This window comes from Methylocystis sp. NC52PC (genome assembly GCF_055698645.1).
Genome location: NZ_CP170127.1, coordinates 386720 through 411003 on the forward strand (window position 1 = coordinate 386720; position 24284 = coordinate 411003).

Genomic DNA, 24284 nt, shown 5'->3' on the forward strand with positions numbered 1-24284 from the left:
CAGCGGTCGGCGATGTGCTCACGAGCACAGACAGCCGCCGAGGCTCCGCGCGCTGAAATATTGCGGAAACAATGCTGACTGGGCAGCGGAGGCGGAAAAGGCGATGGGCGCGAAACGCCAAGCTCATCTTTCTCTTGATCTTTTCACCGATCAATCGCGACGCTCCGGCGCTGTCGCGCGCGGCCGTTCCTGCCCCGTCGCGTCCCGAGCGCGGGCCGTTCAGACACCGATGGGAAATTTTTCGGCAAGGCCGAGGCGTTACTTTCTAGCCTGCGCAGCAATGTAACCTGCGCCGGCGTGGCGGCTGTGGCGACTCGCGGCTGCGGTGGGGCGGTTCATTGGGCTCCCGTATCCTCCCAAAGATCCGCCCCCGCCTGCGGCCGCGCGATCAACGCCAGGGACGAGGTCCCTAACCTCTTTCACTGTCGAGATGGGCCAATTGGGCAGCGGGATAGCGCGTTCCGCAAACGGAAGCGGCTATGGCGTCGAGTACCTGGACCTCGTTTGGACCGAGTTCGACGCGCAGCGCCGCAACCGCGTCGACGAGTTGCTCCGGCCGCCTGGCGCCGATGATCGGCACGATATCCGCGCCGCGCGACAACGCCCAGGCGATTGCAATCTGGGCGACGGTGGCGTCGTGGGCCTGGGCGACGCCTCTGACCGTGTCCACCAGCCGGAGATTCTTCTCGACATTCGGCCCGAGAAAACGCGGGACGGCGCCGCGGTAATCATCGGCGGAGATCATTCGGTCCGCCGTCCAATTTCCGCCGACAAGCCCGCGGCCGAGGACGCCGTAGGCGGTAATCGAAACGCCGAGCTCACGACACAGCGGGAGGATGGACGTCTCGATATCGCGAGAGAATAGACCGTACTCGATTTGCAAATCGACGATCGGATGGACGGCGACTGCATGGCGCAGCGTTTCCGATCCAACTTCCGAGAGCCCGATGAAACGCACGTAACCAGCTTTGACCATGTCGGCGATGGCGCCGATCGTCTCTCCGATCGGCACGGAAGGATCGAGACGCGCGGGACGATAGACGTCGATGTAATCGACCCCAAGGCGCTTCAAGGAATAGGCGAGGAAGTTCTTCACGGCCGCCGGGCGACCGTCGACGCCCATCCATTTTCCGCCCGGATCGCGCAAAGCGCCGAATTTGACGCTCAGTAAAATCTGCTCGCGTCGAAACGGCCTGATGGCCTCGGCGATCAGCAGTTCATTCTCTCCCATGCCATAGAAGTCGCCCGTATCGAGCAATGAAACGCCGGCGTCGATCGCCGCTCGGATCGTGGCTTGCCCCGTCGCGCGATCCGCCGGCCCGTAGAGATCGGTCATCCCCATACAGCCGAGGCCGACCGCCGAGACGATCGGACCATGGGCTCCGAGCCTGCGCTGCAACATGGCCGCTTCCTCGCTTTGGCGCGCGTCGCCGGCTCCGCCCCCGGCCAATGCTCGGTATGGTCTAGCCGACGCGTCGCGGCTCGCTTAAGTTGACTGAACTTTGGCGCGCGTCAATCGCCAAGCTTCCAGACGCTTTCTATTCCTTTCAAGAAATATAGAGACCCGCTCATGGATCAGGATCACGACGGCTTCAAACGCAGTCTCGGCGTGCGGCAGATGCGGCTGCTTGCGCTCGGCTCCACGATTGGCGTGGGCCTGTTCCTCGGCTCCGCCTCCGCCATCAAAGTCGCCGGGCCGTCGATCCTTCTCGCCTATCTCATCGCCGGCGCCATGGTGTTCGTCATCCTCCGCGCCTTGGGCGAGATGGCGATCTATCATCCGGTGACGGGGTCCTTCGCCGCCTACGCCTCCCACTATGTCAGCCCCTTTCTCGGTTATCTCGTCGGCTGGGGATACTGGTTCTACTGGACGATCATCGCGATTGCCGAGGTCACGGCGGTCGGCATTTACATGCAATACTGGTTTCCGGGTTCGGGCCAATGGATCTGGGCCTTCTCCGCGATTGCGATGATGGGGATGGTCAATCTCTTCACGGCCCGCGTCTTCGGCGAGTTCGAGTTCTGGTTCGCCCTCATCAAGGTCGCGACCATTCTCGTCATGATCGGGCTCGGCCTCTTTGTCATTATCTTCGGCTTCCCTGGCGAATGGGGGCCTGTCGGCCTTTCAAATCTGACGCAGATAGGCGGCTTTTTCCCCGAGGGCGTCGCCGGCTGCCTGCTCTCGATGCAGATGGTCGTTTATGCCTATGTCGGCGTCGAAATGATCGGCATCGCCGCCGGCGAGGCTGAAAACCCGCAGACGACGATTCCGATGGCGATCAATTCCTTCGTCTGGCGCATCATCATCTTTTATGTCGGCGCGCTGTTCGTCATCCTGGCTATTTTTCCCTGGAACCGGATCGGCGTCGACGGCAGCCCCTTCGTGCAGGTATTCCAACGCATGGGGCTCGAGAAAGCGGCGGGGCTCATCAATTTCGTCGTCGTGACCGCGGCCCTCTCCTCCTGCAACGGCGGAATCTTCAGCAGCGGCAGGATTCTCTACACGCTCGCGAAAGCGCAGCAGGCCCCCGCGTGGTTCAGTTTCATTGCGCCGAACGGCATTCCGATCCGCGCCATGCTGATGACCGTCGTCTTTCTGTTCCTGGGCGCCGGCTTGAACTACTTTACGCCGGCCCAGGCCTTCGAATATCTCACCGCGGCCGTGACCTTCATCGGCATCTTGATCTGGCTGAGCATCCTCTACACGCATGTCAAATTCCGGCGGCGGCTCGCTGAACAGGGCGAACCCATTCCCGCGTTCAGGTCGCCGTTGTGGCCGTTCTCGAACTTGGTCGCCGCAGCCTTTCTGATCGGCGTCATCGGCATTCTGGTCAGCGTGTCGGAAACAAGGGCCCCGGTGCTGATCGGCCTGCTTCTGCTTTGCCTGATTGCGGCGGGCTTTCGTCTGACGCCCTTGCGGCGGGTCCGCCCGCAGATCGCTGCGGCCCCGCCTTCGGCGCCAAGGGTCGGTTAGCGCCGGGATGCGTGAACGCGAGGCCGCGGCGCGCCACCGTCGGAATGGGCGGCTTTCGCCGCGCGCCGTCGCGAATGCAGCGAGATCACAGGCGGGATGCAGTGCACGTGGCCGACGTAGAAGCACTCGCACATGACGTTGGAAATGTCCTCGAAATGCGCCGGCGGCGCCTCATCGAGGTCGTCGCTGCACGAAAAGACATCGTAACCGCCGCCGCGACGCGCCGGTCCGAAGGATGAATATTGATAGCGCCAGCTGAACCGGCCTTCGCTCTCGTCCAACAGGCGGGCCGCCATCAAGGAGAGCTTCGCGACGCCAACTTCGCGGAAAGTGCATTCGGCCCATTCGGGCGAGCGCGCGGCAAAGCGAGCGGAATCGCCCCGGATGCGCTCGCCGCCATGGTCGACAAGCACAAGACGCATGATGCAACTCCCCCCGGAACGCAACGCCTTTGCGCCAGAGTGTCATGCGTCGACGTGGTAGGCCAATCGGGAGAATCACGTAGGGCGGCGCCCGATGCGGGGCTGACCGGGAGAGAGGCCATCCCCGCTGGGCGTTTCTGGGCTAATGCCGGAAGCCGATGGTGCGAACGGCGCCTTCGCAGGCTTCTTCGCAGCGCCGACAGGATTCGGCGCAGACCCTGCAGTGCTCGTGACGAGATGCGTGTTTCTCACACTCTTCCGCGCAGAGGCGGCAGGCCACCGCGCAGGTTTCCAGCATCGAACGGATAAGCTCTTCATTCGAGCCCGTGCGCCGCGCGCCCGTGGCCCCTGTTGCGAAACAGACGTCGGCGCAATCGAGATTGAGGCGAATGCACTGCTTCAGCTGATTCACGTCTTGCTCGCCGAGGCAGGCGTCGGCGCAGGACAGGCAGGACTGGCCGCAATCGTAGCACTCTTCGATGCAGCGGATGAGCGCGTCATTGACCTGACCCTTTACGTCGGGGTGCGCACTGATCATTTCCTGGACGTGCATGAGCGTCCCTCCCATGGTTGGAGACCATCGGATAACATCCGCGCCTGGAAGATTGTTTCGCCCCCGCCGAAGCCAGGGGCGGCGCGCGGCCGATAAAGCGCGTCGAATGGCGGGAACTGCGCTGGGGAGAAAGCCTTCTCGACAGATAAGCTTAGGGATCGGTTGGAGACCAAAATGCCAAGACAAATCGGGACCATTGTCTACTGGATCGGAATCGCCATCGCCGCGCCTTTCGTCTTGCTCATCGGCGTATCGATCGCGCGTATGTTTTCCGAAGGTCTCCAGCCAAAATATGTAAACTCGGCCTTTCTCGGCCTCTTCGGCGCTATTTTCTCTTACGCCGTCGGGTTCATGCTCAGGCATATGATCAGAGAAAGCGACCGGGGCTGACGAGCCGAGGCCCAAGAATTCGAAAGCGGTAAACGTCAGCTATACGAGTAGCCAGACTGCGGCTGCGCCGCAGTCGGGCCAATTTGCTTACTTGGCGCTCATGCACTCGGCTTCGGCCTTGGCGAAGGCCTCGGGACGGGCTTCCTTCTTCTCCGGGCGGCCGGCCTGGATGGCGCCGGTCGAGAGCGCGCGGAGATAGACGTAAAGGTCGTCGACGTAGCAGACGGCGTTCTTGTTGTCGGCGAAGGCCGGCATGACGCTGTTGCCGTTCTGACGGCCGCCGATCACGATGCCGGCGAATTCCGCATAATTGAAGCGCTTCACCGAATCCTTCAGCGCGGGGGCGTAGGTCGAGCCGCCGCCGTTCGGGCCGTGGCAGACGTGGCATTCGGCGTGATAGCGGCGATAGCCGGAGAAGGTGTACCAGTCCACCGTGCCGTCGGCCGCGACGTTATAGGTGGGATCGCCCTTGGCGTCGAAATATTTGCCGTCGGTCGATTTGACGGCCTTGGGGTCTCCGGGCGCCTCGGCCATGGCGGAGGTTCCCACAAAGGTCATGACGCCCAGGGCCAGCGCCCCGAAAAGCGACGATCTCATACTTTCTCTCCTCGTTACAAAGACGGCGCTCGGCGGAATGAATTCGCCGAGCGCCGGTTGTTAGTTTACGGGCCTGCTTTGCCGTTTAGTTCGGCAGCGCAAACACGCTGAGCACGCCGCCGAGCGCGGTGTAATTGGCGAGCGAGGCGTAATTGCCGACCGCGCCGAGGCCCTCGTTGGACTTGGAGAGACCGGCCGCCAGGCCGATGCCCGCCCAGCCGCCGACGCCCGACAGCACCGCCACATACTGCTTGCCGCCCGCCTCATAGGTGATGACGTTGCCGATGATGCCCGACGGCGTCTTGTACTTGTAGAGCTCCTTGCCGGTCTTGGTGTCGACCGCCTTCAGATACCCTTCGAGCGTCCCGTAGAAGGTCACGCCGCCGTCCGTCGACGTCGCCCCGCCCCAAACCGAGAACTGCTCCTTGTTCGACCACACGATCTTGCCGACCTTCGCGTCCCAGGCGATGAAATTGCCGGTGTGGTTCGTCCCGTCGCCGAGAACCCGCCCCGCCGGGAACATCTCCAGCGTCGCGCCGACGTAAGGCTGGCCCGCCGTATAGCTCACGCGGAACGGCTCATAGTCCATGCAGACGTGGTTCGTCGGCACCAGGAACAGACCCGTCGCCGCGTCGTAGGACGCCGGCTGCTGGTCCTTCGACCCCAGCGCCGCCGGGCAGACGTTCTGCGTGTTGGTGTCCTCGCCATTGTGCTGCGTCGAATATTTGTCGACGACCAGCGGACGCCCATAGGTCGGCGACGCCTTGTCCATGTCGACCTTCGTCGCCCAGTTCACCGCCGGATCGTATTTCTCGGCGACCAGCAGATCGCCGTTGGTGCGGTCGAGCGTATAGCCGAAGCCGTTGCGGTCGAAGTGAACCAGCGTCTTGACCGTCTTGCCGCCGATCGGCTGATCGGCCAGCACCATCTCATTGATGCCGTCATAGTCCCACTCGTCGTGGGGCGTCATCTGATAGAGCCACTTCACCTTGCCGGTGTCGAGGTCGCGCGCCCAGATCGTCATCGACCAGCGATTGTCGCCCGGGCGCTGCACCGGGTTCCACGTCGAGGGGTTGCCCGAGCCGTAATAAACGAGGTTCAGCTCCGGGTCGTAGGAATACCAGCCCCAGGTGGTGCCGCCGCCCGTCTGCCACTGGTCGCCCTGCCAGGTCGAGATGCCCGAATCCTTGCCCACGACCTTGCCGAGATGGGTGGTCTTGTCGGGGTCGATCAGCGTGTCGGCGTCCGGGCCCATCGAGTAGCCGCGCCACGCCTGCTTGCCGTCCTTCACCGAATAGGCGGTGATATGGCCGCGCACGCCGAACTCGCCGCCGGCGATGCCGACGAAGACCTTGTCCTTGAACACATGCGGAGCGGCGGTCGAGGTCTGGCCCTTGGACGGATCGCCGTTCTTCACCGACCAGACGAGCTTGCCGGTCTTGGCGTCGAGCGCGACGAGCGTCGTGTCGGCCTGGGCGAGGAAGATCTTGCCGTCGCCATAGGCGAGGCCGCGGTTGACCGTGTCGCAGCACATCACCGGCACGACCGACGGATCCTGCTTGGGCTCGTATTTCCAGAGGATCTTGTGGTCGGGATCCTTCAGATCGAGCGCATAAACGATGTTGGGGAACGGCGTATGCAGATACATCACGTCGCCCACGACCAGCGGCGCGCCCTCGTGGCCGCGCAGAACGCCCGTCGAAAACTGCCAGGCGAGCTGCAGCTTCGCCACATTGTCGGCGGTGATCTGCTTCAACGCCGAGTGGCGGACATTGGCGTAGTCGCCCGTCGGCGACACCCACTGCTTGGGGTCCTTCTGCAAAGCGAGAAGCTCGTCCGAAGACGTCGCGGCCGACGTCGAGGCGGCCGGCGCAGGCGCGGTCGCGGCAGGAGCAGGAGGCGCGTATTTCGCGGCATCTTCCGGCGTAAGCTGCCACTTCTGCGCGTAGGACTGACCCGATGTCACAAGAGCGAGGATACCCACTGAAGCCGACAGCAACAGCTTTCGCATTCGTTTTCCCTCCCAAAGGCGGTTTCCCGACCGCTTTACGGAACCGCGGCTTCATAGGGCATTTTCGAAGAGAAAACCAGAGCGCCCAGACAGCCAAGCGTAATTGTCGCCAGTCGTTAGCAATAGACCGAAAGAAAAAGGCCTCCGGAAGCGATTCCCGGAAGCCCTTTAAGCCTTCGCTCATGCTGGCGGCAAGGCGGATCGGCTGATCTTGATCAAGCGGTGTGCTTCTTCCAGGCCGAGAGGCGCGACGTCGCCGCATCCATCCAGGAGGCCGCCAATTCACGCCACTCGGCGAGATTGCGCTTGGCGGCAAGTTTTCTTGCGCGCCGGGCGATCAGGCTGGAGAGCGGCGTGCGCAGCAGCGAAAACCCGCCGTAGCCGCAATCGCACAGCAGCGCATGCGCCTCGCGCATGGACAAGTTGAAGAAGGCCATGCCTTCGCCGACGCTATCGCCCGTCAGGCCTTCCCGGCGGAACTGCGCATCGTGGTAAGCGACTGCGAGCGGCGAATGCTCCATCCGAAGCGTCAGACGCTCCCGTCTCGGATAGCATTCCATCGTTGAAAACAGCTTGACCGGCTCGCGCGTCGACTCGAGCACGCTCGCGAGACGCTCCAGCCTGCGCCGGCGCACGGCCCACTCCAATTCCTCGGGTCCATAGACTCGTGCCGTCCCGACAAGCTCTGCTATGGCGCGGCGTTCCATTTCCGCCTCCCTCTTCGAAGGTTCTTCCCCCAACGCAGAACCGATGTCGCGGGCGCTGGTTCCGAGAGCGTCCAGGCCGCTGGAACATCGAGCGCGCCGCTGTCGTTCATGCGCCATTGGCCGAAAGGAGCGGACATGGACGTCGCTGGCTTTATTGGGGCCGCCGCCGCCATTTGCTCGACGGCGAGCTTCGCCCCGCAAGCCTGGAAGATCATCAAGACGAGGGACACAGAGTCGATCTCCGGCAAGATGTATGTCTTGACGGTCGCCGCCTTCGCATTGTGGATGTCTTATGGCGTCCTGCGCGGCGACTGGGCGCTGATCGCGCCCAACGCCATCTGCTTTGCGCTTGCGGCCTTCATCCTGACGATGAAACAGCTGCCCCAGCGCAAAAAGGACGCCGTCGCCGACGCCCTTGACCCGGAAGCATAGGCTGGGGTCAGCGTTCGAGCGCCTGGCCGTCCTGGTCCCGCAGCCAATTATGCGCTTTTGTGGCCGCGATGGCGCCGTGCCCCATGGCGACGCTGATCTGGTCGAGGCCGGCGACGACGTCCCCCGCGGCGTAAAGGCCCGGGACCTTCGTGCCAAATATGGATTCAGCGCCTAAAGCGCCTGCGTCGTCCACGGCGAGACCGAGTTCTGTCGCCAGCTTGCAGCGTGGATGCAAGCCGAGCGCGGGATAAACAACGTCGAAATGGGCTTCGCCGGCTCCGTTCTGGAATTGCAGCCTCATTTCGCGCTCTCGGAAAATGAAGCGCGCGACCGGGGCCTTGAGGACGCGCACGCCGGAGTCGAGCAGCTTCTGCAAGATCGCGCTGTCGAGATCGGCGTAGCGTCTGGGAATCAGCGTGACGTCGGCGGAGTATCGCCGAAGGAACAGCGCCTCCCCCGCGCCTTGCCGATCGCAGCCGATGACGGCGATGCGCTGGCCAATATGCTCATAGCCGTCGCAGATCGGACAATAGCGCAACACGCCGGCGTCGATCGCCGCCTGACGCGCCCGCGCTTCGATCGGCACGTCGTTCTGATCGACGCCGGTGGCGAGGACGAGCGCCCGGCATGACCACCCTGTTCCATCGTTCGAGCGAAGCGCGAAACCGCGGTCGCAGATCGACGCGCTTTCGACATGCGCGCCCACGAGGGCGGCGCCATATTCAACGGCATGGCGCGTCATTCTCGAGAGAAGCCGCTCGCCACACACGCCCGACGGGCAGCCCGGCACATTATGGGTGAGCGGAATCTGGGCGGCCCGGCTGCGCCCGTCGTGAATGACGAGCGTCGATCGGCGAAAACGCGCCAGATAGAGCGCGGCGCTCAGGCCTGCCGGCCCCGCGCCGACGATGATCGCGTCCCAAATCTCGGCCATGCGCTCTTCCCAAGGATGAGGCGTCGCGGCGTCAGACTCGAACCGCGTCGCCCCCACCTAACGGTCGGGGCTGGCCCTTGTTCGCCCTTTCGTCACCGCCAGGCGGCGGCGAAGTCCTTCATCACAACGTCCCTGATCTGCTCGGCCCAGATGTGATCCGTAAGACCCGTCGGGTGGCCGTCGCCCGGGATGAACAGCGGGCGGCCGGGGTACGCCGCGGGATCAATCGGCTTGACCTCGGCGACATGCAGGCCGGCGGCGCGAAGCTTCTCCATGATGGCGTCGTTTCCATAGGCGGGGCCGAGCCGGTAACGCTCCGACGCGACATTGTCCGGCAGATACATGATCAAGGTCTCAGCGCCATACTTCTGGCGCGCAAGCTCCCCCGCCCTGCCCAGAACCGCGACGTAAAGATCGACATCCGCTTCCTCGATCGGCGGCTCCCGGGATTCGAAGAAGTAGTGGAACATTTCGGTCGAGCGCAGCAGCGCGCGGGCGGCGCCGAAGAGGCCCGACGCCGCCTCTGCACAGGAGCCGCGATAAACCGGCGCTCCGTTTTCGAAGACATAGCGCGGCGCGTACCATTGGTTACGCTCCTTGCAGGAGGTCCGGCCCGCATGCCACGGGGCGGTGAGCATGACGAACAGGCGAGGGTCCTTTTTCAGCAGTGCGTCGTGCTCGCCGATCTCCAGCGCGCGCAGAAACTGCTGCGGGCCATAGGCGGTCACGGCAAGATTGAGCACGCGGAAACGGCGGTCAGTCACATCGGCGAAGGCCTGCGGCAGGGTCTCATTATCGTTGAGGCCCGCGCCGAAGGTCATGGAGTCTCCGAAAAAGGCGACCGTCGGGCCCTCCGCAGCCGAGTTGACCTTACGCGTCAGATTCTCGTCGATGGTGTTGACGACGTCGTAAACGACGTCGCCGTTGGGCGCGATCTTCTTTTCGTGGATCGGCCCCGGGCGGGCTGGCCGCCAGCCGAGCTCGCCCACCCGCGCCCAGCTGCCTCGGTCCTTGTAGGTGGTCGCAAAGCCGCCGAGATGCAAAGACACGACTTCGATGATTCCGAAGCCAAAGGCGAGCGTGGCGCAGAGCAGCGCCGCGTCCCGCCAGCGTCCCCGCAGAATGGCGATGAAATAGACAAACGTCGCGAAGACGATCGCCACGATCAGAAGAACCACGTAGCGAGACGGCTGCACGAAATTGAGGACGCCGAAAATTGCGGCTCCCGCAAGAAGGAGAGCGGCCGAGGTCTTGAGGGGGAGAGAGCGGGTCATATGCGGGGCCTCGCCTATTTTGCGTCCGCGGCGACGGACGTGAATTCCGAGGCCACGTAATCACGCAGGCGCTCGCCCCAGATCCGGTTGAGAAGTCCCGTGGGATGGCCGTCGCCGGGGATGATGAGCTGCTGACCGGGATAGGCGGTCACATCAATCATCAAATCCACCACCTTCACGCCCCGTTGGCGCAGCCGCTCCATGAGCACGGCGTTGGTGATCGACGGCCCCAAATGGTAGCGCGGATTGGAAAGATCGTCCGGCAGGTAGAGAACGATCGTCGGCACGCCGTATTTCTGCTTGGCGATGTCGGCCGCCCTGGCGATGATGTCGATGTAGAGCTCCATGTCCTGAGGCTCGACCGGCTTTTCGCGCTGACCAATGAAATGGTCATAGGCCTCCGTCCAACGCAGCAGAGTCGTCATCGCCCGTCTGAAGGTCGACTGCCGCGACGCGCAGGAGCCGCGATAGACCGGTTCGCCATTCTCCAGTTCGTAGCTCGGCCCGAACCAGGCGTTGTCGGCCTTGCAAGAGGTGCGGAAGGCGTGCCAGGGCGCCGTTTGGATGACGAACAGACGCGGGTTCTCCTTGAGGACCGGATAGAGGTCCGTCTCCAGCGCGCGCAGCGTCTGCTGCGGCCCATATCCGGAAACCCCGAAATTGACGACGTGATAGGCGCCCTTGGTCAGATCGGCGAAAATCTGCGGCAGCGTGTCGCCGTCGTTCACGCCCGCGCCATAGGTAAAAGAATCGCCGAAGAAGGCCACGAGCGGCCCCTGCGCCGAATCGACCTTGCGCGTCAAATCGTCCTTGATCGTGTAGGAGACGTCGAAGATCACGTCCCCATTGGCGGCGATTTTCTTCTCATGAATGACGCCGGGTCGGATCGGACTCAAGCCAAGTTCGCCCTTGATCCCCCAACTGCCTTTCTCGCGAAAGGTGGTGGGCGAATTGTTCATCCGCCACAAAACGACTTCGATGGCCACGATCCCGAAGGCGAGCGAGGCGCATATCAAGGCGACGTCGCGCCAGCCGCCGCGGAGAACAACAACGAAGTAAGAAAACAGAAGGAATACGAGAAACACCTCGTAAAGGACAAGATGGCGGTTCGCTTCGATAAATGCATAGCCAGCCCACGCAAGAACAGCCGCAACGAGAATTGCGCTTAATACTTTGAGAGGACTTCTTAAATCAAGCATGGAGCATAGGACCCCGGATCGCGGCCTGTCGGGATCAGAACGGCCGCCGTCTAAAAGCTGGCGGGACAGCTAATTCATAGCCAGAAAAATTGCAATTCGAGCGCTTTCCAGGTGCGGGCGTCGAGCGCTTTCCAGCTGCGCGCGGGAGCGCTTGGGCGTGCATTGACGCCTGCCGGTTTTGTGCGCGACCATTGCTCCGGCGACCGGAGGCGCGCCGTTATGAGCGATCCGCCAGCGATCCCCTCCCCGCCCGCCCCGAGCAAGCGCTGGGAGCATTTCCCGCATGACGCCGACCTCGGGATCCGGGGTTTCGGCGCGACGCCGGCGCAGGCTTTCGAGCAGGGAGCGCTGGCGCTCGTCGCCGCGATCACCGACCCCGCTCTGGTGCGCGGCGCCGAGACGGTCGAGATCGAACGGGAGGCGCCGAGCCTCGATCTGCTGTTCCTCGACTGGCTCAACGCCCTGATCTTCGAAATGGCGGAGCGGCGGATGATTTTCGGGACCTTCGACATAAAAATCGGCAAGGGCCGTCTGACGGCGCGCGCTCATGGCGAAGCCGTCTCGAGAGATCGCCACGCGCCGGCTGTCGAGCCCAAAGGCGCAACTTTCACCGAATTGGCCGTGGCGGAGGACTCGCCGGGCCAGTGGCGCGCACAATGTGTGGTCGACGTCTAGGCGGAAGCGAGCGCGAGAGGGGCAGAAATGGATATTTCCCGACTCGAGAAACTGTCCGAATCCGCCTGGCGGCTTTCGCCGCGTGACGGGATGCGGGCGCCGGCGATCATCTACGCAGCCGAGACGCTGGTTTCCGAAATGGACGACAAGGTCTTGGAGCAGATCGCCAATGTCGCCAAACTTCCCGGCGTGGCGCGCGCCGCCTACGCCATGCCCGACGCGCATTGGGGCTACGGCTTTCCGATCGGCGGCGTCGCCGCTTTCGACGCGGACGAGGGCGGCGTGGTCTCGGCGGGGGGCGTGGGCTTCGACGTGTCCTGCGGCGTGCGCACCCATCTCACGGGGCTCACGCCGGATCAGATCCACGCTGTCCAGGATGATCTCGCGGCGGCGCTCTATGAACATATCCCGGTCGGTCTTGGCGCCGAGGGCGAGCTTCGCCTGGACGATCAGGAAATGACGGCGATGCTCTCGGGAGGCGCCAGATGGGCCGTCGAGCGGGGGTTCGGACGGGAAGAGGATCTTCTACGCATCGAGGAGCAGGGGCGGGCCGTTGACGCCGATCCGGCCGAAGTCTCCGAATTCGCGCGCAAGCGTCAGCGCCGCGAAATGGGCACGCTCGGCTCCGGCAACCATTATCTCGAGGTTCAGGAAGTCGTCGACATTTTCGATCCCGTCGTCGCCGAGGGCTATGGATTGAAACGCGGCGAATGCGTCGTCACCATCCATTGCGGCTCGCGCGGGCTCGGCCACCAGATCGGCACGGAATTCTTGCGCGAGATGGCGGTTTCGGCGCCGGCGCTCGGGATTGCGCTTCCCGACCGGGAGCTCGCCTGCGCGCCGATCAAGTCTGACCTCGGGCGCCGCTATCTCGGCGCGATGCGCTCGGCCATCAACTGCGCCCTCGCCAATCGCGAGATCATCGGCCATCTCACGCGGCAGGTCTTCGCCCGCTTTTTCCAGCACGGGGAACTGCCGCTGATGTTCGACGTCTCGCACAACACCTGCAAGGTCGAGCGGCACACGGTCGACGGCGGGACGCGCGATCTTTATGTCCATCGCAAGGGCGCGACGCGCGCCTTCGGTCCCGGCGACGAGCGGCTGCCCGAGACGCTGCGGGCCTTCGGCCAACCCGTTCTCATCGGCGGCAGCATGGGGACGGGCTCTTTTGTCCTCGCGGGCGTGACGACGAGCGAAGAGCGCGCCTTTTCCTCCGCCTGCCACGGCGCAGGACGGCGCATGAGCCGCCACGCCGCGACGCGGATGTGGGGCGGCCGGCAGGTCGTCGACGACCTTCGCGCGCAGGGGATCATCGTCAAGAGCCCCTCGATGCGCGGCGTCGCCGAGGAAGCGCCCGGCGCCTATAAGGATGTCGGGGCCGTCGTCGACTCGGCGGAAGCGTCGGGCCTCGCCAAGAAAGTCGCCTTTCTCAGGCCCATGATCTGCGTGAAAGGATAGGCCTCAAAGACGCGCGAACGCCTCGACATGGACGCAGGCGACACGACAGGCGGCGAGGCTTTCGCGCGCAAGGGCGAGCGACCCGTCGCTGTCGATGGCGCGGGTGGCGTCTTCGACGATCACGGCCTCGAAGCCGAGACGCGTCGCGTCTTCGGCTGAAAAGCGCACGCAAAAGTCGAAGGCCAGCCCCGCGATGAACACGCGCGTGAGGCCGCGCTCGTGCAAATAGCCGGCAAGGCCCGTCGGCGTCCTGGCGTCATTTTCAAAAAAAACCGAATAGGAATCGATGTCGCGGTGAAATCCCTTGCGCATGATCAGTTCGGCATGGGGGATTGCGAGCGTGGGATGAAAGGCCGCGCCGAACGTTCCCTGCACGCAGTGATCCGGCCAAAGCTCTTGTTCGCCGTAGGACAGGTCGATGATTTCGAACGGCTTCCGGCCGGGATGCGCAGAAGCAAACGAGACATGCCCGGGCGGATGCCAATCCTGCGTCAGAACGACATGGGGAAAGGCGTGGGCAAGCCTGTTGATGCGCGGGATTATTTCGTCGGCATTCGAAATCGCCAGCGCGCCGCCGGGGCAGAAATCATTTTGCACGTCGACGACGAGGAGCGCGTCGTTCTCGCCGACCTTGTGAGTCATGAAGACGCCCCTCCCTCCGTGCGGCGATCGACTTCGGAGACCAACGCCCGCAACGCCGCGCCAATGTCGACGCAGTAGGTGGCGGCGGCGTCGAGCCGCTGCAAGGCGACAGGAAGCTTTGAGAGATTTTCCTTCGCGCGCGCGCGGCTTTCGGCGAGCGACGGCGTAGGCGCAAGCCGACGGCCCTGCCGCATCACGGAACGCAGCAGAGGCTCGCCTTCGTGCGTGTCGTCTTCCAGCGAAATCACGTCGCCGCACATTCCGCCGTCCGGTCCGAAACGCCGCCACACCTGTTTGCGTCCGGGATAGGTCTCCTTGCCCCTGGAGCGTTTGCGCCGCGCCACGCCCGCATATTCTTCGAGCTTATACGCGCAGTCGAGCGCGGGCGCATCGGAAGAGGTCGTGAGGCTCGTGCCGATCCCGAACCCGTCGACGGGCGCGCCCGCCTTGATGATGGCGCGAATGTCCGCGTCATCGAGTCCCCCGCTGACGAGAATGCGGACGTCTTTCAATCCCCCTGCGTCCAGGATCGCGCGCACGCTTTTCGACAAAGCCACGAGATCGCCGCTATCCAGACGAACCGCCTTGACGCTTACGCCGCGCGCGCCCAAGCCCGGCGCCAGCGCAACGAGCTTCCGCGCCGCGGCTTCCGTGTCGTAAGTGTCGAGCAGCAACACGAGATCGTCGGGATGACTCTCCGCAAAAGCTTCGAAAGCCTTCCTCTCGTCGTCGAAAGCCTGGATGAAGGAGTGGGCCATCGTGCCAAAGAGCGGCACGCCGAAACATTTGCCGGCGAGCACTGTGGCCGTGCCGTCATAGCCGGCGAGATAGCTCGCGCGCGCCGCCATCAACCCGGCTTCGGCGCCATGGGCGCGGCGCAAGCCGAAATCGACGAGCTGCCGGCCTTGCGCCAGCAGCACATGGCGCGCCGCCTTCGAGGCGATCAGCGACTGAAGATGCAGGATGTTGATGAGCCGCGTCTCGACGAGCTGCGCCTGCGGCAGAGGCGCCGTGACGCGCAGAATGGGTTCGTTGGGGAAGAAGACCGTACCTTCGGGCATGGCGTGCACGTCGCCGGTGAAGCGGAACGCCGCAAGCTGCTCGAGAAAGGCTGCGCCGAACATCCCGGTGCTGGCGAGCCAGTCGATATCCTCTTTGGAAAAACTGAGAGTTTCGAGAAAGGCGAGCGCCTGCTCGAGCCCCGCCGCCACCAGAAAGCCCCGGCTCGGCGGAAGCCGGCGGACGAAAAATTCGAAAACGGCGGTCTCGACGACGTCTTGCGTCAGATAGGCCTCGGCCATCTTCAGCTGATAAAGATCGGTCAGCAGCGAACTCCCGGCGCAGTCCATCCTCTCTCCCTCATCGTCTCGAAGAGGTAACGCGCCGGACGGCGTCATCGAGCGGAAAGTCCTAGCCTTGGAGCGCCGCCGCAGCTTCCTGAACGCTCGGATGCGAACCGAGAATAACGTCGAAGCCGCTTACCGCCATCACCTCTTTGACATTGCCGCGCAGACCGCAAAGCGTCAGCGCGCCGCCCAGCGACTTTGCTTTCTTCGCCGCAATGAGGAGCGCTCTCAACCCCGCGGAGCTGACGTATTCCACTTGCGAAAAATCGACCACGACCTTGTGGGGGCCGTCGTCGAGCAAGGCCGCACATTGCTCCTCGAAAGCCGCGGCCGTGCCGCTGTCGATACGGCTCATCGGCCTGACCACGCGCAGGCCGTTCGAAAGCTCATGGGTCAAATCCATTTTTACATTTCCCCGGTGACGGTTATGCAACCGGCACTTATTATCGGACGCCGCCGTAGCTTTAGACCCTCTCCCCGCCGGTCGTCCAGCGGGGGACGTTCTTTTCAAGGAGCAGACATGAGCATAGCCGTAGATCGCGCCGGGAGCCCGGTCTCCGTGTCGCAGATCAGCCTGATCGAGGAGTTTCTGCTTCTCACCTTAGAGGACAGCGGCGGCGAATTCGACAGCGTGCCGGAAATCTATCTCAATTGTGGAATCGCCGGCGCGGCCTTGATGGATCTTGCGCTGCGCGGGCGTATCGATTCGGATCTCGACGGCGTCTACGCCGTGGACGCCGCGTCCACCGGCGACGCGGCGCTCGATACGGCGCTCGCCGAGATCGCCGCCGAGCCGCAGCGTCTCAGCGCGCAGGGCTGGATCACGCGCCTGTCCCGCCACGCGCCGGCGATGCGCCGGGCGGCGCTCTCCAACCTCTGCGCGCGCGGCGTCTTGCGCCAGAGCGATCACGCCTTTCTCTGGGTGCTCAAGGGGCGGCGGTATCCTGTGGTCGAGGGGCAGGAAAGGCCGGAGGCGAAGAAGCGCATCCTCGCTTTGCTCTATAATGACGATATCCCGTCGCCGACCGACGTCGCGCTCACGTCGCTCGCGGACGCATGTTTCGTCTTCGAGCGCATTCTGACGCCAAAGGAGTTACAAAGGGTCAAGCCGCGCATCCGCCAGATCGCGCGCATGGATTTGATCGGGGGCGAGATCGCGCGCACCGCGCATGAGGTCAATCTCGAGACGCGCGCCGCCGAGCGCCGGACCGTGATCGCCGGCCTCGCCGGCAATGTGATGGAATGGTACGATTTCGGCGTCTATGGCTTCTTCGCCGCCGCGATCGGCTCACAGTTCTTCCCCTCCGACGATCCGTCCGTTTCGCTCATCGCCTCTTTCGGCGTATTCGCCGTCGGCTTTATCGCCCGGCCGCTCGGAGGGCTGCTCTTCGGCCATGTCGGCGACCGCCTCGGCCGTCGCGCCGCCGTCGTCGGCTCGGTCATATTGATGATCATCCCGACGCTGCTGATGTCGCTCCTGCCGACCTATGCGCAGATCGGCCTCGCGGCCCCTGCCCTGTTGATCCTGTTGCGTCTGGCGCAGGGTCTCGCCGTCGGCGGCGAATATACGACGTCCATGGTGCTGCTGGTCGAGGAAGCGCAGGCGAGCCGGCGCGGCTTTGTCGGCAGCTTCGCGCCCTTCGGCGCGCTCGGCGGTCTGCTGCTCGGCTCCGCGGTCGGCGCGGCGCTCATGGCGTTCCTGCCGGAGAAGGCGGCCGCTTCATGGGGCTGGCGCCTCGCCTTTTTTACGGGGCTGCTCATCGGCCTCGTCGTCTTCGTCATTCGCCGCCGCCTGCCGCCCGATCAAGCGATCGTGCAGACCGAAGAAGCGCGCAAATCGCCGGTTTTCGAGGCCTTCCGCACGCAATGGCGCACCATCCTCAAGGTCGTGGGCTTCACGCTCGGCAACGGCGTCGGTTTCTATCTCTGCTTCGTCTATGTCTCGACCTGGCTCAAGGAACAGCAGCATCTTTCCGCCTCCACGGCGCTGACGCTCAACAGCATCGCGATCTTCTTCATGTTGATCTTCACGCCGCTCGCCGGCGCGCTCTCCGATAAAATCGGCCGCAAGCCCGTGCTGATGGCCGGCGCCCTCGGGCTCGCGCTCTTCGCCTGGCCGCTCTTCCGGCTGATGAGCGTCCCGCATCTCGGCGCCATCCTGCTTGGACAATGCGCCTTCGCGCTGTTCATGTCGGGCTATGGCGCGAGCCCCGCGTTTCTCGTCGAGGCCTTCCCCAAGCATGTAAGATGTTCCGGCCTCTCGATCGGCTATAATCTCTCGCTCTCGGTCTTTGGCGGAACGGTGCCCATGGTCGCAGTCTTCCTTACCAAGATCACCGGCAATCCGCTCGCGCCCGCCTTCTACCTGTCGCTCGCCGCGCTCATTTCGCTCGCCATGGCGACCCTGATCGGCGGCGACGCCGAAACGCAGGAGGCGTCTTGACGGACGCTCCTCAAACGCGGCGCGCCGGCTTCAGCCTCGCGGCCGGAGACATTCAGACGGCGGTCGCCTGGATCGCCTCTGAAGCGCGCGCGCTCGGCGCGACGGAGCGGCAGTCCTTCGGCGCGCAGCTTTGCGCAGAAGAGCTTCTCGTCAACGCCATGAACCACGGCGGGCGAGAGCTGTTGGCGGTGGCTATCGCTCTGGATCGCCTCCCCGACAGGCTTCGTCTGCGCCTCGAGGACGATGGCGCAGCCTTTGATCTTCTCGACGCGCCGGAGAGGAGGAGCGATCCGTCCCTAAGCCAATCGCGGCCAGGCGGTTGGGGCGTCTCGCTTGTCCGGCGCTTCGCCGATCGCATCGAGTGCAACCGGCTTGAAGACGCAAACGTCGTTGTCCTCGAATTTATCGAAGGCGCCGAGCCATGACGCAGCCGGGCGCGAATCCCTTCGAACTCTTGGACGGCGCGACGCGCGACGCGATCCGGAGCCTCGTCGCGAGCGCACGGAAGCTCGACCTGCAGCCCGGCGAGACGCTGGTGCGACAAGGCGATCAGAGCGACTCCGCCTTCTTTCTCGATGAGGGCGCCGTGCAAGTTTTTGCGGAGACGGCCTATGGCGCCGCGCCGCTCGCCATCCTGGAGGCGCCACGGCTCATCGGCGAAATCGGCGCCCTCGCCGGCTTGCCGCGCACGGCGAGCATGACGGCGGCGACGCCCGTGCGCCTCTATGAGATCGGACGCGTCGAGCTTCTCGAACTCGGGCGCCAGTCGCCCGAGCTTCTGCTGAAGGCGCTGGAGCAGCTCGGCCGTCAGCTCGGCGCCGTCAACGAAGCGCTCGGGCTTTATTCCAACGCGCTCGCCGCGCTCGAGCAACGCAAATTCGACAGCCGCATTCTCGAGGATCTCGGCAATCCGCCGCCCGCCCTCGCGACCTTCGCCGCGGCCTTCCGCCGCTTCGCCACCGAGATTGTCCGCAAACGGCGCCGCGAGGACGAAATGGCGAGCGCCGCGCTCATTCAGCAATCGCTTCTTCCCAAGGACGCGGCGATCAACCGCCGCCGCTCCGATATGGAGATCGCGGCGCGCATGCGGCCCGCGCGCGAGGTCGGCGGCGACTTCTACGATTTTTTCATGCTGGACGACGACAGGCTCGCCTTCGCGATCGGCGACGTCTGTGGAAAAGGCACGCCAGCGAGTCTTTTCGCCTCGATTGTCGTCACGCTTCTAAGAACGCTCGGCCGCGACCGGCAGGATGTCGGCGAGATCGTCAATCGCGCGAATGCCCTGCTCTGCGAAGAGAACGACGCCGCCATGTTCGCGACCGTTTTTTTCGGCGTCCTCGACTTGCGCACCGGCGCGTTGCGCTACGCCAATTGCGGACATGTGCCGCCGGCGCATGTCTCGTCAGCTGGCGCTCTCACGCGCCTCCTGTCGACTGGCGCGGCGCTCGGGATCGACGCAAGCTGCGTCGCGCGTATGGCCGAGGCGCAGCTCGAACCGGGCGATCGACTGATCCTCGTCACGGACGGCGTCACCGAAGCGATGAATGCGGCGAAGGAGGAGTTCGGCGAGAGCGGCTTCGTGCAGACGGTTCGAGCTGAGCCGGCATTGGCGCCCGCCGCGTTGATGTCCCGGGTCTTTACCGCGGTCGACGATTTCGCGCAGGGCGAAGAACAGGCCGACGACATCGGCTGTCTTGTGATTGAGCGAAAATAAGCGACGCGCCTCGCGCCCGCTCGCCTCATTGGCCGCCGAGCACCCCCAGCTCTTTCACCGACTCGGCCAGAATGCGCCCCATCTCCTCATTGCCCCGGTCCGACAGATGCGCCCCATCGGCGCCGAAGAGATCCGCTTCGCCGCGCGTCCTCGCGTCGACGAGACGATCGGACGGCGCGGTAATCGGAACAAAGCCGGCCGCCTTTGCGACGTCGACCCAGATACCGTTGAAAGTCGAATCTTCGATGGGGCAATCGACGAGCAACGCCGGCGCCGACTCGAAGTTTTTGCGTATTTTTGCAAGCAGAAAACGGGTCAGATCAATCGCCTCGGGATCATAGGTCGTGGCCCGCAGTTCCTTCAAATAGGCGTCCTTGTCTTTCTGGGAAATCATCAGATAGCCGCCGTAATGATTTGACAGGGACACCTGCAGCGCCCTGTCGAAAAGTCCGAAGAGCGACGAACGAAACAGCATCGAGCGATAGAGCCGCGCCAGCGTCTCCTCGTGGAAAACGATCGTTTGCCGATCCTTGGCGAGATAGGGCCTGAGCATCCACTGATTGAGAACGATGGACTTCCGTTCGAGTTCGAAACTGTTGTTGGCGAAATCATTGTCGCAAAACTGGTGAACCAGCAGCGTCGGCGTGTAGAAACTCTTGACCTCGTCGGAAAGCAACAGGCTTTGCAACGTGCCATAGCCCCCCGACGCCGCCGCGACGACATAGAAATCGTCGAGCGGCCGATTGGTCAGGCGCGCAAGATGGCGCACGAAGGCCGCGTACCACATCTGATCGTCGGAGGCGTAGGGCTCGCCTGTGTAGGAATCGCCGAGCACGAGAATTTTCACCGGGGCGTCGCGATTGGCGCCGTAGGTTCGCGTCCCGAAGGGGTCAGTTGTCAGAGTCACGTCGAACTTGCGGCCGCTCAGCGCAGTTTTTTCGCGCTTGTAGATCAAGTTCTTTTTGAGCCGCCAGCCCAATTGCGCATCCAGCTCATTGACGCCGGTCGGCGAAAGGCGGGAGATGAGGAGATCGACTCCAACGAGCGCTGCGCAAAAAATCGCCACGCTGAAAACAAGGGCGGCGATTTTCACGCGCGGCGATGTGCTCGTCTTCTGCATATCGTGTGTTTCTTCCGGAGGGGCCGAAGGGGCTTTGGATGGACGGGGAAACTGCCCCAATTCGCTCGCGTGGACAAGTCCAAGCCCTGAAGCGGGCGAATGATCCTGCCGCAGTCGGCGCTATTTATTTGGTTCAAACACACCGATCTCGAGCCGGAAAGGACCAGACATGGCCACTCCGCGTTATCACAAGTCCAAGATTGGCGAGCATGAGCTGCAGGCCGAAACGTTGATGCTCAGCTATGGCTACGACCCGAGCCTCTCCGAGGGGTCGGTCAAGCCGCCGGTGTTTCTCACCTCGACGTTCGTCTTCGAGACGGCCGAGCAGGGTCGCGACTTTTTCGATTATATGGCCGGGCGGCAGCCGCTTCCCGCCGACGCGCCGCCAGGACTCGTCTATTCGCGCTTCAATCATCCCAATCTCGAAATCGTCGAGGATCGCCTCGCCATCCACGAGAAGGCCGAGGCGGGGCTTGTCTTCGCCTCCGGCATGGCGGCGATCGCCACGCTGATGTTCGCCTATGTGCGGCCGGGCGAGATTGTCCTGCACAGCCGGCCGCTTTATGGCGGCACGGAAGTTCTTATCGCCAGAACGCTCGCGCCTCTGGGCGTCAAGGGCGTGGGTTTCACCGACGGGCTCGACGCGGAAAATATCCGCGCCGCGGCGAAACGCGCCAGCGCCGAAGGCCGCATCGCCATCATTTTCATCGAGACGCCCTCAAACCCGATGAACAGTCTGGTCGACATCGCGCTCGTGCGTCAGATCGCCGAGGAGATCGGACATCGTCAGGGCGTGCGGCCGATCGTCTGCTGCGACAATACGCTTCTCGGGCCCGTGTTCCAGTCGCCGCTGGCGCATGGCGCCGATCTGTCGCTCTATTCCCTCACCAAATATGTGGGAGGTCACAGTGATCTCATTGGCGGCGCAATCATCGGTTCGGCCGCCGATCTCAAACCCGTGCGCACCATGCGCAGCGCCATCGGCACGCAGCTCGATCCGCACTCCTGCTGGATGCTGACGCGCTCCCTCGAGACGCTATCGCTGCGCATGGAGCGTGCGGCGACCAACGCCGCAATCGTGGCGCGTTTCTTGTCGGAACATCCAAAAGTCGCCCGCGTGCATTACCCGCCTCTCCTGGCAAACGACCACCCGGCCCGTCAGCTGATGGCGCGCCAATCCAAGTCGGCGGGATCGACTTTCTCGTTCGACGTCGCCGGCGGCCAGGCGGAAGCTTTCGCCTTTCTCAACCGTCTGCAAATCTTCAAGCTCGCCGTCAGCCTCGGCGGCACGGAGTCGCTCATCTGCCATCCCGCGACAACCGTCCATTCCGGCTTGAGCGAGGAGGCGCGGCGCGAGATCGGGATTACGCCGTCGCTCATACGCATGTCGATCGGCATAGAGCACGCCAATGATCTCCTTGCAGATATCACGCAGGCGTTCGGATAGTCTGCGCAAGGTGGTTGTTTCGAGGCGTCCGCCTAAATGAACGCTTGCGCGTTTTCTTCAAGGAGACGTCGATGGCCGCCTTGAACCGTGAAAGCATCCGCTCGGCCGTGACGCACGCCCTCATCGGCGAGAGCGAGTCTCTCCCACCCCCGGAGCGCGCCGACGCCTTCGGACGATTCTTCGCAAAATTCGGCGACGCCCGCGTCGTGCTGCTCGGCGAGGCGACGCATGGCACTTCGGAGTTCTACCGGGCGCGCGCGGCCATTACGCGTGAACTGGTTGCGCACCACGGCTTCGCCATCGTCGCCGTCGAAGCCGACTGGCCAGACGCGGCGAGGATCGACCGCTATGTGCGCCATCATGCGCCGAAAGACGATTCCGCCGAGGCCTTCGCCCGCTTCCCGACCTGGATGTGGCGCAATGTCGAAGTCATGGACTTTCTCAACTGGCTGCGCGACCACAATGCGCGACGCCCGGCCGAAAGCCGCGTCTCTTTCCACGGTCTCGACGTTTACAGCCTCGGCGCCTCGATCGGCGCCGTCGTCGACTATCTCGATCAGGTCGATCCCGAGGCGGCGAAGGCCGCCCGACGACGCTACGCCTGCCTCACGCCATGGCAGGACGCGCCCGCCATTTACGGGCGCGCCGTCCTGCGGGGTCAGCAAAAGCCCTGCGAGGACGAAGCGACCGAGCAGCTTATCGGCCTGCTCTCCAGGCGGCTCGATTACATGCGAAGCGACGGCGAAGCGTTTTTCGACGCCGCGCAGAACGCAAGAGTCGTGCGCGCCGCGGAAGAATATTATCGGCTGATGTATCGCGGATCGCGCGAATCCTGGAACTTGCGCGACAGGCACATGTTCAACACGCTCCAGGCGCTGCTGAAGCATCGCGGACCCGGCGCGAAAGCCGTCGTCTGGGCGCATAATTCCCATATTGGCAATGCAGCGGCGACCGCGATGGGCTGGGCGGGGGAATTCAACATTGGCGAACTCTGCCGCACGGCGTTCGGCGACGACGCCGCGCTCATCGGCTTCGGCACGGATCGCGGCTCGGTCGCCGCGGCGTCGGACTGGGACCATCCGATGGAAATCAAGACCGTGCTGCCGGCGCGCGAAGATAGTTACGAATACGCTTTTCGCAGGAGCGGACTCCAACGATCGCTCACCAATTGGCGCGAGCCGCGCAAACGCTCTCTCGCGGAGGTCTTGAGCGAACCTATGCTCGAGCGCGCGATCGGCGTCGTCTACCGTCCGGATACGGAGTTCCTCAGCCATTACTTCGAGGCTGTTCTGGCAGAACAGTTCGACGCCTATGTCTGGTTCGAAGAGACGCAGGCCGTGACGCCGCTGCCGGGCGGTCGACCCCATGAAGCGCCAGATACTTATCCTTTTGGCCTATGACCTACTGGAAAGGGACGGAGCGGGCGGCGCTCTCGGCCATGGTTGGAAGTCTAGAAGATAGAATGCGCTCGCGCGGCGAAGAGCACCCAGAGCAAGATGAAAAGCGCGAGCAGCATGAAGGCGATTTCGGTGACGCGCAGCGACAGCAGATATTTGTCGCGGCGCTCGGAAATCTCCGTCAGCATCGCGTTCTCGAATTCTTCGGCCGATTGCATATAGATCAGCCGCGCCGGGCCGATGGACTTGAGGCAACGCAAATCGGCCCATGCGGCGAAGCCGAACACGCCCATAAAGGCAAAAACGCCCGCGCGAATGACATGTGCGTAAGGTGCGCCGCCATCGACGAGGCCCAGCGAAAAGGTGAGCGCGGCAAGCACGACGGAGATGAATTGCAGGAGAGCGGCGCTTTTCGAGTCGAGCGTCGCCATGTCGTGCAAGACGCTGTCGCTGATCGTCTGAGCACTGCCGCTCGACGCAATCCGGATCTTGTGAAAGGCGCGCTCGTCGTCGCGACTGTCACGATAGGGCCGGGGAATATTCATGCTT

At 63.7% G+C, this 24284-nt stretch carries 24 protein-coding genes; 10 read left to right on the top strand and 14 right to left on the bottom strand.

Going from position 1 to position 24284, the window contains the following annotated elements; translation table 11 throughout:
• Window positions 1-409: 409 nt before the first annotated feature.
• On the bottom strand, window positions 410-1402 hold the full coding sequence (locus tag ACETII_RS03745; protein ID WP_472787186.1) for an aldo/keto reductase: 993 nt from the start codon (window positions 1400-1402) through the stop codon (window positions 410-412).
• Between the two features lie 168 nt (window positions 1403-1570).
• Here ACETII_RS03745 and ACETII_RS03750 point away from each other — a divergent pair, with 168 nt between their 5' ends.
• Complete coding sequence (locus ACETII_RS03750; RefSeq protein ID WP_472787187.1) at window positions 1571-2974, top strand: amino acid permease; 1404 nt, start codon at window positions 1571-1573, stop codon at window positions 2972-2974.
• Here the strand turns inward: ACETII_RS03750 and ACETII_RS03755 are convergent.
• Entirely contained in the window at window positions 2971-3396 is a 426-nt protein-coding gene (locus ACETII_RS03755) for a hypothetical protein (protein WP_363349575.1), read from the bottom strand. The two genes, ACETII_RS03750 and ACETII_RS03755, sit on opposite strands and share 4 nt — an antisense overlap.
• A gap of 142 nt (window positions 3397-3538) precedes the next feature.
• On the bottom strand, window positions 3539-3949 hold the full coding sequence (locus tag ACETII_RS03760) for a four-helix bundle copper-binding protein (RefSeq protein WP_472787188.1): 411 nt from the start codon (window positions 3947-3949) through the stop codon (window positions 3539-3541).
• A 174-nt stretch (window positions 3950-4123) separates the two neighbouring features.
• Here ACETII_RS03760 and ACETII_RS03765 point away from each other — a divergent pair, with 174 nt between their 5' ends.
• A complete protein-coding gene (locus tag ACETII_RS03765) occupies window positions 4124-4339 on the top strand; it encodes a hypothetical protein (RefSeq protein ID WP_363349577.1) in 216 nt (71 codons plus the stop codon).
• An 87-nt stretch (window positions 4340-4426) separates the two neighbouring features.
• Here the strand turns inward: ACETII_RS03765 and ACETII_RS03770 are convergent, their stop codons facing one another.
• From ACETII_RS03770 to ACETII_RS03780, 3 genes are all read right to left on the bottom strand, one after another.
• On the bottom strand, window positions 4427-4936 hold the full coding sequence (locus ACETII_RS03770) for a c-type cytochrome, methanol metabolism-related (RefSeq protein ID WP_405044841.1): 510 nt from the start codon (window positions 4934-4936) through the stop codon (window positions 4427-4429).
• An 85-nt stretch (window positions 4937-5021) separates the two neighbouring features.
• Window positions 5022-6947, bottom strand: coding sequence for a lanthanide-dependent methanol dehydrogenase XoxF5 (xoxF5, locus tag ACETII_RS03775; protein ID WP_363349578.1), 1926 nt, complete (start codon window positions 6945-6947; stop codon window positions 5022-5024).
• A 215-nt stretch (window positions 6948-7162) separates the two neighbouring features.
• Window positions 7163-7654: a hypothetical protein gene (locus ACETII_RS03780; RefSeq protein ID WP_472787189.1), complete on the bottom strand. Its 492-nt coding sequence runs from the start codon at window positions 7652-7654 to the stop codon at window positions 7163-7165.
• A 135-nt stretch (window positions 7655-7789) separates the two neighbouring features.
• On the opposite strand from ACETII_RS03780, the gene ACETII_RS03785 reads away from it, so the two are divergent.
• Window positions 7790-8086: a SemiSWEET family sugar transporter gene (locus ACETII_RS03785; protein ID WP_363349580.1), complete on the top strand. Its 297-nt coding sequence runs from the start codon at window positions 7790-7792 to the stop codon at window positions 8084-8086.
• Between the two features lie 7 nt (window positions 8087-8093).
• Here the strand turns inward: ACETII_RS03785 and ACETII_RS03790 are convergent, their stop codons facing one another.
• From ACETII_RS03790 to ACETII_RS03800, 3 genes are all read right to left on the bottom strand, one after another.
• Entirely contained in the window at window positions 8094-9020 is a 927-nt protein-coding gene (locus tag ACETII_RS03790) for an NAD(P)/FAD-dependent oxidoreductase (RefSeq protein ID WP_472787190.1), read from the bottom strand.
• A 92-nt stretch (window positions 9021-9112) separates the two neighbouring features.
• Entirely contained in the window at window positions 9113-10294 is a 1182-nt protein-coding gene (locus ACETII_RS03795) for a hypothetical protein (protein WP_472787191.1), read from the bottom strand.
• Window positions 10295-10308: 14 nt separating this feature from the next.
• Entirely contained in the window at window positions 10309-11379 is a 1071-nt protein-coding gene (locus ACETII_RS03800; RefSeq protein ID WP_472787192.1) for an SGNH/GDSL hydrolase family protein, read from the bottom strand.
• Between the two features lie 333 nt (window positions 11380-11712).
• Here ACETII_RS03800 and ACETII_RS03805 point away from each other — a divergent pair, with 333 nt between their 5' ends.
• A complete protein-coding gene (locus ACETII_RS03805) occupies window positions 11713-12168 on the top strand; it encodes an archease (protein ID WP_363349586.1) in 456 nt (151 codons plus the stop codon).
• Window positions 12169-12195: 27 nt separating this feature from the next.
• Window positions 12196-13626, top strand: coding sequence for an RtcB family protein (locus ACETII_RS03810; protein WP_472787193.1), 1431 nt, complete (start codon window positions 12196-12198; stop codon window positions 13624-13626).
• Between the two features lie 3 nt (window positions 13627-13629).
• Here the strand turns inward: ACETII_RS03810 and pncA are convergent, their stop codons facing one another.
• From pncA to ACETII_RS03825, 3 genes are all read right to left on the bottom strand, one after another.
• Window positions 13630-14268 (bottom strand): bifunctional nicotinamidase/pyrazinamidase, encoded by a 639-nt coding sequence (gene pncA, locus ACETII_RS03815; protein ID WP_472787194.1) that lies wholly within the window; start codon window positions 14266-14268, stop codon window positions 13630-13632.
• Entirely contained in the window at window positions 14265-15617 is a 1353-nt protein-coding gene (locus ACETII_RS03820) for a nicotinate phosphoribosyltransferase (RefSeq protein ID WP_472787195.1), read from the bottom strand. Before ACETII_RS03820 ends, pncA begins: the two co-directional genes overlap by 4 nt.
• A 61-nt stretch (window positions 15618-15678) precedes the next feature.
• Complete coding sequence (locus tag ACETII_RS03825) at window positions 15679-16017, bottom strand: STAS domain-containing protein (RefSeq protein WP_363349590.1); 339 nt, start codon at window positions 16015-16017, stop codon at window positions 15679-15681.
• Between the two features lie 117 nt (window positions 16018-16134).
• Between ACETII_RS03825 and ACETII_RS03830 the strand changes: the two genes are divergently transcribed.
• From ACETII_RS03830 to ACETII_RS03840, 3 genes are read left to right on the top strand one after another with little or no spacing between them, the layout of a single operon-like run.
• Complete coding sequence (locus ACETII_RS03830; RefSeq protein WP_363349591.1) at window positions 16135-18057, top strand: MFS transporter; 1923 nt, start codon at window positions 16135-16137, stop codon at window positions 18055-18057.
• Window positions 18054-18482, top strand: coding sequence for an ATP-binding protein (locus ACETII_RS03835; protein ID WP_472787196.1), 429 nt, complete (start codon window positions 18054-18056; stop codon window positions 18480-18482). Before ACETII_RS03830 ends, ACETII_RS03835 begins: the two co-directional genes overlap by 4 nt.
• The gene (locus ACETII_RS03840) at window positions 18479-19771 is read left to right on the top strand and encodes a PP2C family protein-serine/threonine phosphatase (RefSeq protein WP_472787197.1); all 1293 of its coding nucleotides are present in this window, start codon (window positions 18479-18481) and stop codon (window positions 19769-19771) included. Before ACETII_RS03835 ends, ACETII_RS03840 begins: the two co-directional genes overlap by 4 nt.
• Before the next feature lie 25 nt (window positions 19772-19796).
• Here ACETII_RS03840 and ACETII_RS03845 read toward each other — a convergent pair whose 3' ends face one another.
• On the bottom strand, window positions 19797-20891 hold the full coding sequence (locus tag ACETII_RS03845) for a hypothetical protein (RefSeq protein WP_472787198.1): 1095 nt from the start codon (window positions 20889-20891) through the stop codon (window positions 19797-19799).
• 169 nt (window positions 20892-21060) lie between these two features.
• On the opposite strand from ACETII_RS03845, the gene ACETII_RS03850 reads away from it, so the two are divergent.
• Both ACETII_RS03850 and ACETII_RS03855 read left to right on the top strand, forming a co-directional pair.
• A complete protein-coding gene (locus tag ACETII_RS03850; protein ID WP_472787199.1) occupies window positions 21061-22338 on the top strand; it encodes a cystathionine gamma-synthase family protein in 1278 nt (425 codons plus the stop codon).
• A 71-nt stretch (window positions 22339-22409) separates the two neighbouring features.
• On the top strand, window positions 22410-23738 hold the full coding sequence (locus ACETII_RS03855) for an erythromycin esterase family protein (RefSeq protein ID WP_472787200.1): 1329 nt from the start codon (window positions 22410-22412) through the stop codon (window positions 23736-23738).
• Between the two features lie 50 nt (window positions 23739-23788).
• Here ACETII_RS03855 and ACETII_RS03860 read toward each other — a convergent pair whose 3' ends face one another.
• Window positions 23789-24280 carry a hypothetical protein gene (locus tag ACETII_RS03860; RefSeq protein ID WP_363349597.1) on the bottom strand — a complete coding sequence of 164 codons (492 nt, stop codon included), beginning with the start codon at window positions 24278-24280 and terminating at the stop codon, window positions 23789-23791.
• Window positions 24281-24284 lie beyond the last annotated feature (4 nt).